The sequence below is a fragment of the Pseudomonas putida genome (assembly GCF_030159595.1).
In the GTDB taxonomy this organism is placed as follows: domain Bacteria; phylum Pseudomonadota; class Gammaproteobacteria; order Pseudomonadales; family Pseudomonadaceae; genus Aquipseudomonas; species Aquipseudomonas putida_AC.
In genome coordinates, this window is the sequence record NZ_BSKJ01000012.1 from 1 (window position 1) to 16,213 (window position 16,213).

Here is a 16,213-nt window from a genome sequence, read left to right on the forward strand (position 1 = left end):
CCATGTGAGAGTAGGTCATCGTCAAGATTCATTTCGCAAAACCCCTATCTGCGCATGCAGGTAGGGGTTTTGTCTTTATGGGTCGGAAAATTTTCGGCCTTCTAAAGGGATCGCGACGCAAGGCCGCTTCTACAGTCCCTTTTCCTATGCAAGCCAACAGCCCATGGCTATCATGCCTGCCTTATTCCAAGTCGAGACTGGCATGCTGAAGTTGTTGAATCTCCTCAAGGATGGTCGGTTCCATTCCGGAGAAGCCCTGGGGGCGACCCTCGGGGTAAGTCGCAGCGCCGTTTGGAAGCAGCTGCAGCACCTGGAGAGTGAACTGAACCTCACCATTCACAAGGTTCGTGGGCGTGGCTATCAGCTGGCGGCACCACTGGCTTTGCTTGAGGCGCAGGCCATCGCCGGGTATGCCGAAGGCGAGCAATGGCCGGTGTTCATCCACGAAACCATCGATTCGACCAATGCCGAAGGCTTGCGGCTTGCCAGTCAAGGGCAGTTGGCACCCTTTATTGTGCTGGCCGAGCGGCAAAGCGCCGGTCGTGGTCGGCGTGGGCGCCAGTGGGTGAGCCCATTCGCCGAAAACCTCTATTACAGCCTTGTACTGCGTGTGGATGGCGGCATGCGCCAGCTCGAAGGTTTGAGTTTGGTGGTGGGGTTGGCCGTAATGCGTACCCTGCAGGCGTTCGGCGTAAAAGATGTGGGGCTCAAATGGCCTAACGATGTGCTGGTTCGCGGGCAGAAGATCACCGGCATTCTCCTGGAGTTGGTGGGTGATCCGGCCGATGTCTGCCATGTGGTGCTAGGTGTCGGCATCAATGTGAACATGCAGGTTAACGACCAGGTCGATCAGGTGTGGACCTCGATGCAGCGTGAGCTGGGTGCGACAATCGATCGCAACCACCTGGTGGCGTCGCTCAGTCAGCAGTTGCAGCATGAATTGGCGCGCCATCGTCGCTATGGTTTTGCAGCATTCCAGGAGGAATGGGAGCAGGCGCACCTCTGGCAGGGGCGTAGTGTTTCGCTGGTTGCGGGCACTACGCGTATAGATGGTGTGGTTCTCGGCGTCGACGGGCAAGGCGGCTTGCGCCTAGAGGTGGATGGAGTGGAAAAGAGCTTCAGTGGTGGTGAGCTCAGTTTGAGGTTGCGTGATGATTCTTGAGCTCGATTGCGGTAACAGCTTCATCAAGTGGCGGGTAATCCATGCTGCTGATGCTGTAATTGAAGGTGGTGGGATTGTCGATTCCGATCAGGCGCTGCTGGCTGAAGTGGCAGTGCTGCCCTCAGTGCGACTTACGGGTTGCCGTATTGTCAGCGTGCGCAGCGAGGAAGAAACCGACGCGCTTTGTGCGTTGATTGCCCAAGCGTTTGCCGTTCAGGCGCGTGTTGCGCACCCGGCACAGGAAATGGCGGGCGTGCGCAACGGCTACGACGACTATCAGCGTCTGGGTATGGACCGTTGGCTGGCTGCGCTGGGGGCATTTCACCTGGCCAAGGGCGCATGCGTGGTGATTGACCTGGGTACTGCAGCAAAAGCGGACTTCGTTGCCGCAGACGGTGAGCACTTGGGGGGGTACATCTGCCCAGGCATGCCATTGATGCGTAGTCAGCTACGCACTCACACCCGGCGTATCCGCTATGACGATGCTTCCGCCGAGCGCGCATTGAACAGTCTGTCACCAGGCCGCTCTACCGTTGAAGCGGTCGAGCGCGGTTGTGTATTGATGCTCCAGGGTTTTGCGCGCACCCAGCTTGATCAGGCGCGTGCGCTGTGGGGTGACGAATTTTCGGTGTTCCTCACCGGGGGCGATGCGCCGCTGGTAAGGGAGGCCGTGCCGCAGGCGCGTGTCGTGCCTGACCTGGTTTTCGTTGGCCTGGCCATGGCCTGCCCATTGGATTGAGGTGCCTATGCGTTGGTTGTTTCTGCTGTTACTGGTGCTCAACGTCTTCTATTACGTGTGGCACCAGCAGGAAGCCCCGCTGAAGGTCAAGGAAGTCGCCCCGTTGTCATTGTACAAGGGGAATCAGCAAGAAATCCGTCTGTTGCGTGAAGCAGGGGTGTCGGCGCCACCGAAGCGTCGCGACGAGTGCCTGGTGGTTGGTGGTGTGATGGGGCAGGATCAGCTGGACGCACTGCGTCAGCGCCTGCTAAGCCTTGATATTGCCACCTTGCCGGTGGTGGGGCAGTTGCCTGGAGCCGATGGTCGCTGGCTCAAGGTTGCACCGGAAAGCGAGCGTTTGCTGGACCAAACGGTGCTCGCCGCTCTTTCCAATGATTTCAAAGACTTAAAACATAAAATTATTTTCTGCCAGGGTATTGCAACTGGCGAATAGCTTGATAGAATGGCGCCCGCTTCACAGGGAACACCACTCAGGTGGTAGAGCTGGAGGCGGTGTCAAAGCAGCTAAGTTTCAGATTTGATTGAAAAAATTTGAAAAAGCGCTTGACACTAGGGCGGCAGACAAATAGAATGCCGGCCACATCTGGAGGGATTCCCGAGCGGCCAAAGGGGACGGACTGTAAATCCGTTGCGAGAGCTTCGAAGGTTCGAATCCTTCTCCCTCCACCAGTTTAGCGAGAGCCGCAAGCTCCGCGGGTATAGTTTAGTGGTAGAACCTCAGCCTTCCAAGCTGATGATGCGGGTTCGATTCCCGCTACCCGCTCCAAGTTTGCAGGATTTTGCAAAAAGTGTTTCGCTCTTGTAGCTCAGTTGGTAGAGCACACCCTTGGTAAGGGTGAGGTCAGCGGTTCAAATCCGCTCAAGAGCTCCATATAAACAAGGCAGATATGAAAATATCTGCCTTTGTTTTATCAGCGCAAGACTATTTCTTCTGCGGAGGATTGTATCGATGGCTAAGGAAAAGTTTGATCGTTCCCTTCCCCACGTTAACGTCGGCACTATCGGCCACGTTGACCACGGTAAGACCACTCTGACCGCAGCTCTGACTCGCGTTTGCTCCGAAGTTTTCGGTTCGGCGATCGTTGAGTTCGACAAGATCGACTCGGCTCCGGAAGAAAAAGCGCGCGGTATCACCATCAACACCGCTCACGTTGAGTACAACTCGACCATTCGTCACTACGCTCACGTTGACTGTCCAGGTCACGCTGACTACGTGAAGAACATGATCACCGGTGCTGCCCAGATGGACGGCGCGATCCTGGTTTGCTCGGCCGCCGATGGTCCGATGCCGCAAACCCGTGAGCACATCCTGCTGTCCCGTCAGGTAGGCGTTCCGTACATCGTGGTCTTCCTGAACAAGGCTGACCTGGTAGACGACGCTGAGCTGCTGGAACTGGTCGAGATGGAAGTTCGCGACCTGCTGTCCACCTATGACTTCCCAGGCGACGACACTCCGATCATCATCGGTTCCGCTCGTATGGCCCTGGAAGGCAAAGACGACAACGAAATGGGCACTACCGCTGTCAAGAAGCTGGTAGAGACTCTGGACAGCTACATTCCTGAGCCAGTTCGTGCCATTGACCAGCCGTTCCTGATGCCGATCGAAGACGTATTCTCGATCTCGGGTCGTGGTACCGTTGTTACCGGTCGTATCGAGCGTGGTATCGTCCGCGTTCAGGATCCGCTGGAAATCGTTGGTCTGCGTGACACCACCACCACCACCTGCACCGGTGTTGAGATGTTCCGCAAGCTGCTGGACGAAGGTCGTGCTGGCGAGAACTGCGGCGTCCTGCTGCGTGGTACCAAGCGTGACGACGTTGAGCGTGGCCAGGTTCTGGTCAAGCCAGGTTCGGTCAAGCCGCACACCAAGTTCACTGCAGAAGTCTACGTTCTGTCGAAAGAAGAAGGCGGTCGTCACACTCCGTTCTTCAAAGGCTACCGTCCTCAGTTCTACTTCCGTACCACTGACGTGACCGGTAACTGCGAACTGCCGGAAGGCGTTGAAATGGTAATGCCAGGTGACAACATTCAGATGACTGTTACCCTGATCAAGACCATCGCAATGGAAGACGGTCTGCGCTTCGCTATCCGTGAGGGCGGTCGTACCGTCGGCGCCGGCGTCGTAGCAAAAATTATTGAATAAGTAGTTGATTTACTTGATCAGGCCGGTATAATGGCCGGCCTGATACAGCGTTACAGGTCAGTAGCTCAATTGGCAGAGCGACGGTCTCCAAAACCGTAGGTTGGGGGTTCGATTCCCTCCTGACCTGCCATTTCACCTCGGTGTGATGGCTTTCTTCTTACAGGATCCTCCTCGATGACCCCCAAAACTGAAGCCCAAGAATCGCGTTTTGATCTGTTCAAGTGGCTGGCTGTAGTGGCTTTGGTGGTTGTTGGTGTTGTGGGTAATCAATATTACTCCGCCTCTCCGATCCTGTACCGCGTTCTCGCACTTCTTGTTCTGGCTGCTGTCGCGGGCTTCGTAGCTCTGCAGACTGCCAAGGGTAAGTCGTTCTTTACGCTGGCGAAGGAAGCTCGTGCCGAGATTCGTAAAGTCGTGTGGCCGACCCGCCAGGAAACCACCCAGACCACGCTGATTGTCGTGGCTGTCGTGCTGGTTATGGCACTGCTGCTGTGGGGTCTTGATTCCCTGCTCGGCTGGGCGGTCTCCCTGATCGTTGGCTAAAGGTGTCCCGTGGCTAAGCGTTGGTATGTTGTGCATGCTTACTCGGGTTACGAGAAGCATGTAATGCGTTCTCTGATCGAGCGCGTCAAACTGGCTGGCATGGAAGACGGTTTCGGCGAGATCCTGGTCCCGACCGAAGAAGTCGTCGAAATGCGCAATGGCCAGAAGCGCAAGAGTGAGCGCAAATTCTTCCCTGGCTATGTTTTGGTCCAGATGGAGATGAACGAAGGGACTTGGCACTTGGTCAAGGATACCCCTCGTGTTATGGGCTTTATTGGTGGTACTGCAGACAAGCCTGCACCTATCACTGATAAAGAGGCCGAGGCTATCCTGCGTCGCGTTGCCGACGGTAGCGACAAGCCGAAGCCGAAGACGCTGTTCGAGCCAGGTGAAGTGGTTCGAGTCATTGATGGTCCGTTCGCTGACTTCAATGGTAGTGTCGAAGAGGTTAACTACGAAAAGAGCCGTCTGCAGGTTGCAGTGCTCATTTTCGGTCGCTCTACTCCGGTAGAGCTCGAGTTCAGCCAGGTCGAAAAGGTCTAGGCGGACGAAGCATCCCAAACCCCGCAGCCCTGTGTGTTGCGGGGTTTTGTCGTCACTGGGATAAAACGCAAGTCATCCGGGGAGCCAGTAGGCGTTCGTACCCGATTTTGGAGTAGCTCATGGCTAAGAAGATTCAGGCTTACATCAAGCTGCAAGTTAAGGCCGGCCAGGCCAACCCAAGCCCACCCGTTGGTCCAGCACTGGGCCAACACGGTGTGAACATCATGGAATTCTGCAAGGCCTTCAACGCCCGTACTCAGGGTCAAGAAGCCGGTCTGCCGACTCCAGTGATCATCACTGTTTACAGTGACCGTAGCTTCACTTTCGAGACCAAGAGCACTCCTGCCTCGGTTCTGCTGAAGAAAGCTGCTGGCCTGACCAGTGGTTCGGCTCGCCCGAACACCGTTAAAGTCGGTACCGTTACCCGTGCTCAGCTGGAAGATATCGCCAAAGCTAAACAGGCTGATCTGACTGCCGCTGACCTGGACGCTGCTGTACGCACCATCGCTGGCTCTGCCCGCAGCATGGGCCTGAACGTGGAGGGTGTGTAATGGCTAAGCTGACCAAACGCCAAAAGGCAATCGCCGAGAAAATCGAAGCAGGCAAGGCCTACAACTTCGAAGAAGCGGCAACTCTGCTGGCCTCGCTGCCTGCTGCCAAGTTCGTCGAGTCCTACGACATCGCCGTTAACCTCGGTGTTGACCCGCGTAAATCCGACCAGGTCGTCCGTAGCGCTACTGTGCTGCCACACGGCACTGGCAAGACCGTTCGCGTTGCTGTCTTCACCCAGGGTCCAGCCGCTGAGGCCGCTCTGGCTGCCGGCGCTGACCGCGTAGGTATGGACGATCTGGCTGCCGAAATGAAAGCCGGCGACCTGAACTACGACGTCGTCATCGCATCGCCTGATGCCATGCGCGTTGTAGGTCAGCTGGGTCAGGTTCTGGGTCCTCGCGGCCTGATGCCTAACCCGAAAGTTGGTACCGTTAGCCCGGACGTAGCCACTGCCGTGAAAAACGCCAAGGCTGGTCAGGTTCGCTACCGTACCGACAAAAACGGTATCATTCACACCTCCGTTGGCAAGGTCGGCTTTGAAGCTGGCAAGCTGAAGGAAAACGTTGAGGCCCTGATCGCTGATCTGAAGCGTATCAAACCAGCTTCTTCGAAAGGTATCTACGTCAAGCGCGTTACCCTGAGCACCACCATGGGCCCAGGTCTGGTCATCGATCAGAGCTCGCTGAACGTGTAAGAACATGGCGGTGCGATCCGTCGCACCGCCAGCAAAAATTGGGGTCCCTGCCTGGCGGGGGCTATCCAAGACCGTAGGCGGCGCAAGCCTTAAAACACCAGCCCACGCAGATGGTGCTCCCGATTCGTTACCGAATCAGACACCAAAACGACATCCGGCTTCGGCCAGATGAAACGGTAAAAACCAGGAGTAAACCCGTGGCAATTAAACTCGAAGACAAGAAGGCCATCGTCGCTGAAGTCAACGAGGCTGCCAAAGTCGCTCTGTCCGCTGTCGTGGCTGATGCCCGTGGTGTGACTGTAAGCGCAATGACCGGACTCCGTAAAGAGGCCCGCGAAGCTGGCGTTTATGTACGTGTCGTACGTAACACCCTGCTCAAGCGCGCTGTTGAAGGCACCGAATTTTCGATCCTCAACGACGCGTTCAAAGGCCCGACCCTGATTGCTTTCTCCAACGAACACCCGGGCGCTGCTGCCCGTCTGTTCAAAGAGTTCGCCAAGGGTCAGGACAAGTTCGAGATCAAGGCAGCTGCGTTTGACGGCAATTTCATTGCAGCGAACCAGATCGACGTGTTGGCTACCCTGCCGACCCGCGACGAAGCTATTGCACGACTGATGAGCGTTATTCAAGGCGCCACCAGCAAGCTGGCTCGTACTCTGGCAGCCATTCGCGACCAGAAAGAAGCTACCGCTGCCTAAGGCACGCGAACTCTTTCAAAATCATACGTTTAATTTGATGGCTGCGTAGGCTGTCACCCCAATACAGGATTTAAGTCATGTCTCTGACTAACGAACAAATCATCGAAGCAATCGGCCAGAAAACCGTTCTGGAAGTTGTTGAGCTGATCAAAGCAATGGAAGAAACCTTCGGCGTTACCGCTGCTGTTGCCGCTGCTGGCCCAGCTGCTGCTGCTGCCGTTGTTGAAGAGCAGACCGAGTTCAACGTTGTTCTGGTTGAAGCCGGCGACAAGAAAGTGAACGTGATCAAAGCCGTTCGCGAGCTGACCGGTCTGGGCCTGAAAGAAGCCAAAGAGAAAGTCGATGGCGCTCCTCAGGTTGTAGCTGAAGGCGTTTCGAAAGAAGCCGCTGAAGACGCTAAGAAGAAGCTGGAAGAAGCAGGCGCTAAAGTCGAGCTGAAGTAATCTCGACCTTGCGATGCCAGCCTGAGCGTTGAGCGAAAGGCTGATGGCTGGTGGCTTATGCCACCGGCCTTTTTCCGTTATTGGTGGCCGGTCAGGCCGGCCCCGATAACAAGCTGCAAGACACCCATGTGGGTGGCGCAAACCAAGGGGTTTGCACGATTTTCTGGCTGCTCCCGCCGGGAGAAGCCAAACAAGCAGGTGACCAAGCTGGGGAACGCTGATGGCTTACTCATACACTGAGAAAAAACGTATCCGCAAGGACTTTAGCAAGTTGCCGGACGTCATGGATGTGCCTTACCTCCTGGCCATCCAGCTGGATTCGTATCGCGAATTCCTGCAAGCGGGAGCATCCAAGGATCACTTCCGCGACGTCGGCCTGCACGCGGCCTTCAAATCGGTATTCCCGATCATCAGCTACTCCGGCAATGCTGCCCTGGAGTATGTAGGCTATCGCCTGGGCGAACCCGCCTTCGATGTGAAGGAATGTGTCCTGCGTGGCGTGACCTTCGCGGTCCCACTGCGGGTCAAGGTGCGCCTGATCATCTTCGACAAGGAATCGTCGAACAAAGCGATCAAGGACATCAAAGAGCAAGAAGTCTACATGGGTGAAATCCCCCTGATGACTGAGAACGGTACCTTCGTTATCAACGGTACCGAGCGTGTGATCGTTTCCCAGCTGCACCGTTCGCCTGGTGTGTTCTTCGACCACGACCGTGGCAAGACTCACAGCTCCGGCAAGCTGCTGTACTCCGCTCGCATCATCCCTTACCGCGGTTCCTGGCTGGACTTCGAGTTCGACCCGAAGGACTGCGTGTTCGTGCGTATCGACCGTCGCCGCAAACTGCCGGCCTCGGTGCTGCTGCGTGCCCTGGGTTACAGCACTGAAGAAGTGTTGAACACCTTCTACACCACCAACGTCTTCCACATTTCCGGCGAAAAACTCAGCCTGGAACTGGTGCCGCAGCGTCTGCGTGGTGAAGTTGCAGTCATGGACATCCATGACGAAACCGGCAAAGTCATCGTCGAGCAAGGCCGCCGTATCACTGCGCGCCACATCAACCAGCTCGAGAAGGCCGGCGTCAAGCAGCTGGACGTTCCTATGGAATACGTCCTGGGCCGCACCACCGCCAAGGCTATCGTGCATCCGGCTACCGGTGAGATCCTCGCCGAATGCAACACCGAGATGACCACCGAACTGCTGATCAAGGTCGCCAAGGCGCAGGTTGTCCGTATCGAGACCCTGTACACCAACGACATCGACTGCGGTCCGTTCATCTCCGATACCCTGAAGATCGACACCACCAGCAACCAGCTGGAAGCCCTGGTCGAGATCTACCGCATGATGCGTCCAGGCGAGCCGCCAACCAAGGATGCTGCCGAGACCCTGTTCAACAACCTGTTCTTCAGCGCCGAGCGTTACGATCTGTCCGCCGTCGGCCGCATGAAGTTCAACCGTCGCATCGGTCGTACCGAGATCGAAGGTTCGGGCGTGCTGAGCAAGGAAGACATCGTCGAGGTTCTGAAGACCCTGGTCGATATCCGTAACGGCAAAGGCATCGTCGACGACATCGACCACCTGGGTAACCGTCGCGTACGTTGCGTCGGCGAGATGGCCGAAAACCAGTTCCGCGTTGGCCTGGTGCGTGTTGAGCGCGCGGTCAAGGAACGCCTGTCCATGGCGGAAAGCGAAGGCTTGATGCCGCAAGACCTGATCAACGCCAAGCCGGTTGCGGCGGCGGTGAAAGAGTTCTTCGGTTCCAGCCAGCTGTCCCAGTTCATGGACCAGAACAACCCGCTCTCCGAGATCACCCACAAGCGCCGCGTCTCTGCACTCGGCCCGGGCGGTCTGACCCGTGAGCGTGCTGGCTTCGAAGTCCGAGACGTACACCCGACCCACTACGGCCGTGTGTGCCCGATCGAGACCCCTGAAGGTCCGAACATCGGTCTGATCAACTCCCTGGCAGCCTATGCCCGCACCAACCAGTACGGCTTCCTGGAAAGCCCGTACCGCGTGGTGAAGGAAGGCGTTGTCAGCGACGACATCGTGTTCCTGTCGGCAATCGAAGAAGCGGATCACGTCATCGCTCAGGCTTCGGCCGCGATGAACGAGAAGAAGCAGCTGATCGATGAGCTGGTAGCTGTTCGTCACCTGAACGAATTCACCGTCAAGGCGCCGGAAGACGTCACCCTGATGGACGTTTCGCCGAAGCAGGTTGTTTCCGTTGCTGCCTCGCTGATTCCGTTCCTTGAGCACGACGACGCCAACCGTGCCTTGATGGGTTCGAACATGCAGCGCCAAGCTGTACCAACCCTGCGTGCTGACAAGCCGCTGGTGGGTACTGGCATGGAGCGCAACGTTGCGCGTGACTCCGGTGTCTGCGTGGTTGCTCGCCGCGGTGGCGTGATCGACTCGGTCGACGCCAGCCGTATCGTTGTTCGCGTTAACGACGACGAAGTGGAAACCGGCGAAGCAGGTGTAGATATCTACAACCTGACCAAGTACACCCGTTCGAACCAGAACACCTGCATCAACCAGCGTCCGCTGGTGAGCAAGGGTGACAAGGTTCAGCGTAGCGACATCATGGCCGACGGCCCGTCCACCGACATGGGTGAACTGGCGCTGGGTCAGAACATGCGCATCGCGTTCATGGCGTGGAACGGCTTCAACTTCGAAGACTCCATCTGCCTGTCCGAGCGTGTGGTTCAGGAAGACCGTTTCACCACCATCCACATCCAGGAACTGACCTGTGTGGCGCGTGACACCAAGCTTGGCCCAGAGGAAATCACTGCGGACATCCCGAACGTGGGTGAAGCCGCACTGAACAAGCTGGACGAAGCCGGTATCGTCTATGTGGGTGCTGAAGTTGGCGCTGGTGACATCCTGGTCGGCAAGGTCACGCCAAAAGGCGAAACCCAGCTGACTCCGGAAGAAAAACTGCTGCGCGCAATCTTCGGTGAGAAAGCCAGCGACGTTAAAGACACCTCCCTGCGCGTGCCAACCGGCACCAAGGGTACTGTCATCGACGTACAGGTCTTCACCCGTGATGGCGTAGAGCGCGACAGCCGCGCCCTGGCCATCGAGAAGATGCAACTGGACGAGATCCGCAAGGACCTCAACGAAGAGTTCCGCATCGTCGAAGGTGCAACCTTCGAGCGTCTGCGTTCTGCCCTGAACGGCCAGGTGGTCGACGGTGGCGCGGGCCTGAAGAAAGGCACCGAGATCACTGACGAAGTGCTGGACGGTCTGGAGCACGGCCAGTGGTTCAAGCTGCGCATGGCTGAAGATGCACTGAACGAGCAGCTGGAAAAGGCTCAGCAGTACATCGTCGACCGTCGCCGTCTGCTGGACGACAAGTTCGAAGACAAGAAACGCAAGCTGCAGCAGGGCGATGACCTGGCACCGGGCGTACTGAAGATCGTCAAGGTCTACCTGGCCATCCGCCGTCGCATCCAGCCGGGTGACAAGATGGCCGGTCGTCACGGTAACAAGGGTGTTGTCTCGGTCATCATGCCGGTTGAAGACATGCCGCACGATGCCAACGGTACTCCGGTCGACGTCGTACTGAACCCGTTGGGCGTACCTTCGCGTATGAACGTTGGTCAGATCCTCGAAACCCACCTGGGCCTGGCGGCCAAGGGCTTGGGCGAGAAGATCGACCGCATGCTCGAAGAGCAGCGTAAAGCCGCTGAACTGCGCGTGTTCCTGACCGAGGTCTACAACGAGATCGGTGGTCGTCAGGAAAACCTCGAAGAGTTCACCGACGCAGAGATCCTCGCTCTGGCTCACAACCTGAAGAAAGGCGTGCCAATGGCTACTCCGGTCTTCGATGGTGCCAAAGAGCGCGAGATCAAGGCCATGCTGAAGCTGGCCGACCTGCCAGAAAGCGGCCAGATGGTGCTGTTCGATGGCCGTACCGGCAACAAGTTCGAGCGTCCTGTGACCGTTGGTTACATGTACATGCTCAAGCTGAACCACTTGGTGGACGACAAGATGCATGCGCGTTCCACTGGTTCCTACAGCCTGGTTACCCAGCAGCCGCTGGGTGGTAAGGCGCAGTTCGGTGGTCAGCGTTTCGGGGAGATGGAAGTGTGGGCGCTGGAAGCATACGGCGCGGCATACACCCTGCAAGAAATGCTCACAGTGAAGTCGGACGACGTGAACGGCCGTACCAAGATGTACAAGAACATCGTGGATGGCGATCACCGTATGGAGCCGGGCATGCCCGAGTCCTTCAACGTGTTGATCAAAGAGATCCGTTCGCTCGGTATCGATATCGATCTGGAAACCGAATAACACGTGACGCGAAGGGGAGTGGGGCAGGTAATGCCCGCTCCCTGCTCCGCCAGGAGGAAAGGCCTTGAAAGACCTACTGAATTTGCTGAAAAACCAGGGTCAAGTCGAAGAGTTCGACGCCATCCGCATCGGTCTGGCGTCGCCTGAAATGATCCGTTCGTGGTCGTTCGGTGAAGTTAAGAAGCCGGAAACCATCAACTACCGTACGTTCAAGCCTGAGCGTGACGGCCTGTTCTGCGCCAAGATCTTTGGCCCAGTCAAGGACTACGAGTGCCTGTGCGGTAAGTACAAGCGCCTCAAGCACCGCGGCGTAATCTGCGAGAAGTGTGGCGTTGAAGTTGCCCTGGCCAAGGTTCGTCGTGAGCGCATGGCGCACATCGAACTGGCCTCGCCGGTTGCCCACATCTGGTTCCTGAAGTCGCTGCCGTCCCGTATCGGCCTGCTGATGGACATGACCCTGCGTGATATCGAACGCGTTCTCTACTTCGAGAGCTATGTCGTTATCGACCCAGGCATGACCACCCTGGAAAAGGGCCAGCTGCTGAACGACGAGCAGTACTTCGAAGCGCTGGAAGAGTTCGGTGATGACTTCGACGCACGCATGGGTGCCGAGGCTGTCCGCGAACTGCTGCACGCTATCGACCTGGAGCACGAGATCGGCCGCCTGCGCGAAGAGATTCCGCAGACCAACTCGGAAACCAAGATCAAGAAGCTGTCCAAGCGCCTGAAGCTGATGGAGGCTTTCCAGGGCTCGGGCAACCTGCCTGAGTGGATGGTCCTGACCGTCCTGCCAGTGCTGCCGCCGGACCTGCGTCCGCTGGTTCCGCTGGATGGCGGCCGCTTCGCGACCTCCGACCTGAACGACCTGTATCGTCGGGTGATCAACCGTAACAACCGTCTCAAGCGCCTGCTGGATCTGTCGGCGCCAGACATCATCGTGCGCAACGAAAAGCGCATGCTGCAGGAAGCGGTCGACGCCCTGCTGGACAACGGCCGTCGCGGTCGCGCCATCACTGGCTCGAACAAGCGTCCGCTGAAGTCCCTGGCCGACATGATCAAAGGTAAGCAAGGTCGCTTCCGTCAGAACTTGCTCGGTAAGCGTGTGGACTACTCTGGCCGTTCGGTAATTACCGTAGGCCCGACCCTGCGTCTGCACCAGTGCGGTCTGCCGAAGAAGATGGCTCTCGAGCTGTTCAAGCCGTTCATTTTCGGCAAGCTGGAAATGCGTGGTCTGGCGACCACCATCAAGGCTGCCAAGAAGATGGTCGAGCGCGAACTGCCAGAGGTGTGGGACGTTCTCGCTGAAGTGATTCGCGAACACCCCGTGCTGCTCAACCGTGCACCAACCCTGCACCGTCTGGGTATCCAGGCCTTTGAACCGGTTCTGATCGAAGGTAAGGCTATCCAGCTGCATCCACTGGTCTGCGCCGCGTACAACGCCGACTTCGACGGTGACCAGATGGCCGTTCACGTGCCGCTGACGCTGGAAGCCCAGCTCGAAGCGCGCGCGCTGATGATGTCGACCAACAACATCCTGTCGCCAGCGAACGGTGAGCCAATCATCGTTCCGTCGCAGGACGTGGTTCTGGGTCTGTACTACATGACCCGTGAAGCCATCAACGCCAAGGGCGAAGGTCGGGTGTTTGCCGACCTGCAGGAAGTCGACCGCGTATTCCGCGCCGGCGAAGCTGCCCTGCACGCGAAAATCAAGGTTCGTATCAACGAAACCGTGAAAGACCGCGACGGCAGCGTTACCAAGAACACCCGTATTGTCGACACCACTGTCGGCCGCGCGCTGCTGTTCCAGGTTGTACCGGCAGGCCTGCCGTACGACGTGGTCAACCAGCCGATGAAGAAGAAGGCGATCTCCAAGCTGATCAACCAGTGCTACCGCGTGGTTGGTCTGAAAGAGACCGTTATCTTCGCTGACCAGCTGATGTACACCGGTTTTGCTTACTCCACCATCTCTGGCGTGTCCATTGGTGTGAACGACTTTGTCATCCCTGATGAGAAAGCGCGCATCATCAACAGCGCTACCGATGAAGTGAAGGAAATCGAAAGCCAGTACGCCTCCGGCCTGGTAACCCAGGGCGAGAAGTACAACAAGGTCATCGACTTGTGGTCGAAGGCGAACGACGAAGTGTCCAAAGCGATGATGGCTAACCTCTCGAAAGAGAAGGTCATCGACCGCGAAGGCAAGGAAGTCGAGCAAGAATCCTTCAACTCGATGTACATGATGGCTGACTCCGGTGCGCGGGGTTCCGCAGCCCAGATCCGTCAGCTGGCCGGTATGCGTGGCCTGATGGCCAAGCCGGACGGCTCGATCATCGAGACGCCGATCACTGCGAACTTCCGTGAAGGTCTGAGCGTACTCCAGTACTTCATCTCGACTCACGGTGCTCGTAAAGGTCTGGCGGATACCGCGTTGAAGACTGCGAACTCCGGTTACCTGACCCGTCGTCTGGTAGACGTTGCGCAAGACTTGGTTGTAACCGAGATCGATTGCGGTACCGACCATGGCTTGTTGATGACTCCGCACATTGAAGGCGGTGACGTTGTAGAGCCGCTGGGTGAGCGTGTACTGGGTCGTGTCATCGCCCGCGACGTGTTCAAGCCAGGCACCGAGGACGTCATCGTTCCGGCCGGTACCCTGGTCGACGAGCAGTGGGTCGAGTTCATCGAGCTGAACAGCATCGACGAAGTGATCGTGCGTTCGCCGATCAACTGCGAAACCCGCTACGGCATCTGCGCCAAGTGCTACGGTCGTGACCTGGCGCGCGGTCACCAGGTGAACATCGGTGAAGCTGTCGGCGTTATCGCTGCACAGTCGATCGGTGAACCGGGTACCCAGCTGACCATGCGTACGTTCCACATCGGTGGTGCTGCAAGCCGTACTTCGGCTGCCGACAGCGTCCAGGTGAAGAACGGCGGTATGGTACGTCTGCACAACCTGAAGCAGGTCGTGCGCGCTGATGGCAACCTGGTTGCTGTTTCGCGTTCTGGCGAGCTGGCCATTGCCGACGAGTTCGGTCGTGAGCGTGAGCGTTACAAGCTGCCTTACGGTGCGGTGATTTCGGTCAAGGAAGGTGAGAAGGTCGAAGCTGGCGCCATCGTCGCCAAGTGGGACCCGCACACCCACCCGATCGTTACCGAGCTGAAAGGTACCGTGACCTTCGTGGGCATGGAAGAAAACATCACCATCAAGCGCCAGACCGACGAGCTGACCGGCCTGACCAACATTGAAGTACTGGACGTCAAGGATCGCCCTGCCGCTGGCAAGGAAATCCGTCCGGCAATCAAGATGGTTGATGCCGCTGGCAAGGACCTGTACCTGCCAGGTACCGACGTACCTGCTCAGTACTTCCTGCCGGCCAACGCCCTCGTCGGCGTGGCTGACGGTGCCCAGATCGGTGTTGGTGACGTTATCGCGCGTATCCCGCAAGAAACGTCGAAAACCCGTGACATCACCGGTGGTCTGCCGCGCGTTGCCGACCTGTTCGAAGCGCGTCGTCCGAAAGAAGCCTCGATTCTGGCTGAAGTCAGCGGCACCATCGCGTTCGGTAAAGAGACCAAGGGCAAGCGTCGTCTGGTCATCACTCCGACCGACGGTAGCGATCCGTACGAAGAGCTGATTCCGAAGTGGCGTCATCTGAACGTCTTCGAAGGTGAGCAGGTAAACCGCGGCGAAGTTATCTCCGACGGCCCGAGCGATCCGCACGACATCCTGCGTCTGCTGGGTGTGAGCGCGCTGGCGAAGTACATCGTCAACGAGATTCAGGACGTTTACCGTCTGCAAGGCGTTAAGATCAACGACAAGCACATCGAGACCATCCTGCGTCAGATGCTGCGCAAGGTCGAGATCTCCGAGTCGGGCGATTCCAGCTTCATCAAGGGCGACCAGATGGAACTGACTCATGTACTGGTCGAGAACGAGCGTCTCGCCGGTGAGGACAAGTTCATCTCGAAGTTCACGCGTGTACTGCTGGGTATCACCAAGGCGTCGTTGTCGACCGAATCGTTCATCTCCGCGGCTTCCTTCCAGGAAACCACTCGCGTGTTGACCGAGGCGGCGGTAACTGGCAAGCGCGACTACCTGCGCGGCCTGAAAGAGAACGTGGTCGTGGGTCGTCTGATCCCGGCCGGTACCGGTCTGGCTTACCACAGCGAGCGCAAGCGTCGCCGTGATGCCGACAAACCGCTGCGCGTAAGTGCCAGTGAGGTGGAAGCCGCACTGACCGAAGCGCTGAATTCCAGCGGTAACTAAGTACAGGGCAGGGCCCCGGCAACCCTCGAGCGGCCATCGGCGACATGAAATGTTGCCGATGATCGGGCGAGGAGGGCCGGGGCCTTGTCTTGACTGGGTGCAAGATCCTCCGTAGACTTTTGTACCCTTAAATTTGGT

General features: G+C 57.6%; 12 protein-coding genes and 4 tRNA genes. All 16 read left to right on the forward strand.

Going from position 1 to position 16,213, the window contains the following annotated elements:
• The first annotated feature begins 202 nt into the window (after positions 1 to 202).
• The 16 genes from birA to rpoC all read left to right on the forward strand — a co-directional run bounded on the left by birA (position 203) and on the right by rpoC (position 16,075).
• Positions 203 to 1,162 carry a bifunctional biotin--[acetyl-CoA-carboxylase] ligase/biotin operon repressor BirA gene (birA, locus tag QQL85_RS22555; RefSeq protein ID WP_284356815.1) on the forward strand — a complete coding sequence of 320 codons (960 nt, stop codon included), beginning with the start codon at positions 203 to 205 and terminating at the stop codon, positions 1,160 to 1,162.
• A complete protein-coding gene (locus tag QQL85_RS22560; RefSeq protein WP_284356814.1) occupies positions 1,152 to 1,901 on the forward strand; it encodes a pantothenate kinase in 750 nt (249 codons plus the stop codon). The genes birA and QQL85_RS22560 overlap by 11 nt, the downstream gene beginning before the upstream one ends.
• 7 nt (positions 1,902 to 1,908) lie before the next feature.
• On the forward strand, positions 1,909 to 2,334 hold the full coding sequence (locus QQL85_RS22565; RefSeq protein WP_284356813.1) for a hypothetical protein: 426 nt from the start codon (positions 1,909 to 1,911) through the stop codon (positions 2,332 to 2,334).
• A 152-nt stretch (positions 2,335 to 2,486) separates the two neighbouring features.
• A tRNA-Tyr gene (locus QQL85_RS22570) sits at positions 2,487 to 2,570 on the forward strand.
• Positions 2,571 to 2,593: 23 nt separating this feature from the next.
• Positions 2,594 to 2,667 (forward strand) — tRNA-Gly (locus QQL85_RS22575).
• Between the two features lie 29 nt (positions 2,668 to 2,696).
• A tRNA-Thr gene (locus QQL85_RS22580) sits at positions 2,697 to 2,772 on the forward strand.
• A 78-nt stretch (positions 2,773 to 2,850) separates the two neighbouring features.
• Positions 2,851 to 4,044: an elongation factor Tu gene (gene tuf / locus QQL85_RS22585; protein ID WP_003255489.1), complete on the forward strand. Its 1,194-nt coding sequence runs from the start codon at positions 2,851 to 2,853 to the stop codon at positions 4,042 to 4,044.
• 54 nt (positions 4,045 to 4,098) lie between these two features.
• Positions 4,099 to 4,174, forward strand: a tRNA-Trp gene (locus QQL85_RS22590).
• Between the two features lie 44 nt (positions 4,175 to 4,218).
• The gene (gene secE, locus QQL85_RS22595) at positions 4,219 to 4,587 is read left to right on the forward strand and encodes a preprotein translocase subunit SecE (RefSeq protein ID WP_009681243.1); all 369 of its coding nucleotides are present in this window, start codon (positions 4,219 to 4,221) and stop codon (positions 4,585 to 4,587) included.
• A 9-nt stretch (positions 4,588 to 4,596) separates the two neighbouring features.
• On the forward strand, positions 4,597 to 5,130 hold the full coding sequence (nusG, locus tag QQL85_RS22600; RefSeq protein ID WP_003255501.1) for a transcription termination/antitermination protein NusG: 534 nt from the start codon (positions 4,597 to 4,599) through the stop codon (positions 5,128 to 5,130).
• 119 nt (positions 5,131 to 5,249) lie between these two features.
• Positions 5,250 to 5,681: a 50S ribosomal protein L11 gene (rplK, locus tag QQL85_RS22605; protein ID WP_003255500.1), complete on the forward strand. Its 432-nt coding sequence runs from the start codon at positions 5,250 to 5,252 to the stop codon at positions 5,679 to 5,681.
• The gene (rplA, locus tag QQL85_RS22610; RefSeq protein WP_016392127.1) at positions 5,681 to 6,376 is read left to right on the forward strand and encodes a 50S ribosomal protein L1; all 696 of its coding nucleotides are present in this window, start codon (positions 5,681 to 5,683) and stop codon (positions 6,374 to 6,376) included. Before rplK ends, rplA begins: the two co-directional genes overlap by 1 nt.
• Before the next feature lie 197 nt (positions 6,377 to 6,573).
• Positions 6,574 to 7,074 carry a 50S ribosomal protein L10 gene (rplJ, locus tag QQL85_RS22615; RefSeq protein ID WP_003255497.1) on the forward strand — a complete coding sequence of 167 codons (501 nt, stop codon included), beginning with the start codon at positions 6,574 to 6,576 and terminating at the stop codon, positions 7,072 to 7,074.
• 77 nt (positions 7,075 to 7,151) lie between these two features.
• Positions 7,152 to 7,517 carry a 50S ribosomal protein L7/L12 gene (gene rplL / locus QQL85_RS22620; protein WP_003255496.1) on the forward strand — a complete coding sequence of 122 codons (366 nt, stop codon included), beginning with the start codon at positions 7,152 to 7,154 and terminating at the stop codon, positions 7,515 to 7,517.
• Positions 7,518 to 7,737: 220 nt separating this feature from the next.
• Positions 7,738 to 11,811 carry a DNA-directed RNA polymerase subunit beta gene (gene rpoB, locus QQL85_RS22625; RefSeq protein WP_284356812.1) on the forward strand — a complete coding sequence of 1,358 codons (4,074 nt, stop codon included), beginning with the start codon at positions 7,738 to 7,740 and terminating at the stop codon, positions 11,809 to 11,811.
• A gap of 64 nt (positions 11,812 to 11,875) precedes the next feature.
• Positions 11,876 to 16,075: a DNA-directed RNA polymerase subunit beta' gene (gene rpoC, locus QQL85_RS22630; protein WP_284356811.1), complete on the forward strand. Its 4,200-nt coding sequence runs from the start codon at positions 11,876 to 11,878 to the stop codon at positions 16,073 to 16,075.
• Positions 16,076 to 16,213: the final 138 nt, after the last annotated feature.

Bases quoted from the DNA above. Each gene is read 5' to 3' on its own strand.
- QQL85_RS22565 (WP_284356813.1), top strand. From the start codon at position 1,909: ATGCGTTGGTTGTTTCTGCTGTTACTGGTGCTCAACGTCTTCTATTAC.
- QQL85_RS22560 (WP_284356814.1), top strand. From the start codon at position 1,152: ATGATTCTTGAGCTCGATTGCGGTAACAGCTTCATCAAGTGGCGGGTA.
- rplA (WP_016392127.1), top strand. From the start codon at position 5,681: ATGGCTAAGCTGACCAAACGCCAAAAGGCAATCGCCGAGAAAATCGAA.
- birA (WP_284356815.1), top strand. From the start codon at position 203: ATGCTGAAGTTGTTGAATCTCCTCAAGGATGGTCGGTTCCATTCCGGA.
- rplL (WP_003255496.1), top strand. From the start codon at position 7,152: ATGTCTCTGACTAACGAACAAATCATCGAAGCAATCGGCCAGAAAACC.
- secE (WP_009681243.1), top strand. From the start codon at position 4,219: ATGACCCCCAAAACTGAAGCCCAAGAATCGCGTTTTGATCTGTTCAAG.
- rplK (WP_003255500.1), top strand. From the start codon at position 5,250: ATGGCTAAGAAGATTCAGGCTTACATCAAGCTGCAAGTTAAGGCCGGC.
- tuf (WP_003255489.1), top strand. From the start codon at position 2,851: ATGGCTAAGGAAAAGTTTGATCGTTCCCTTCCCCACGTTAACGTCGGC.
- rpoB (WP_284356812.1), top strand. From the start codon at position 7,738: ATGGCTTACTCATACACTGAGAAAAAACGTATCCGCAAGGACTTTAGC.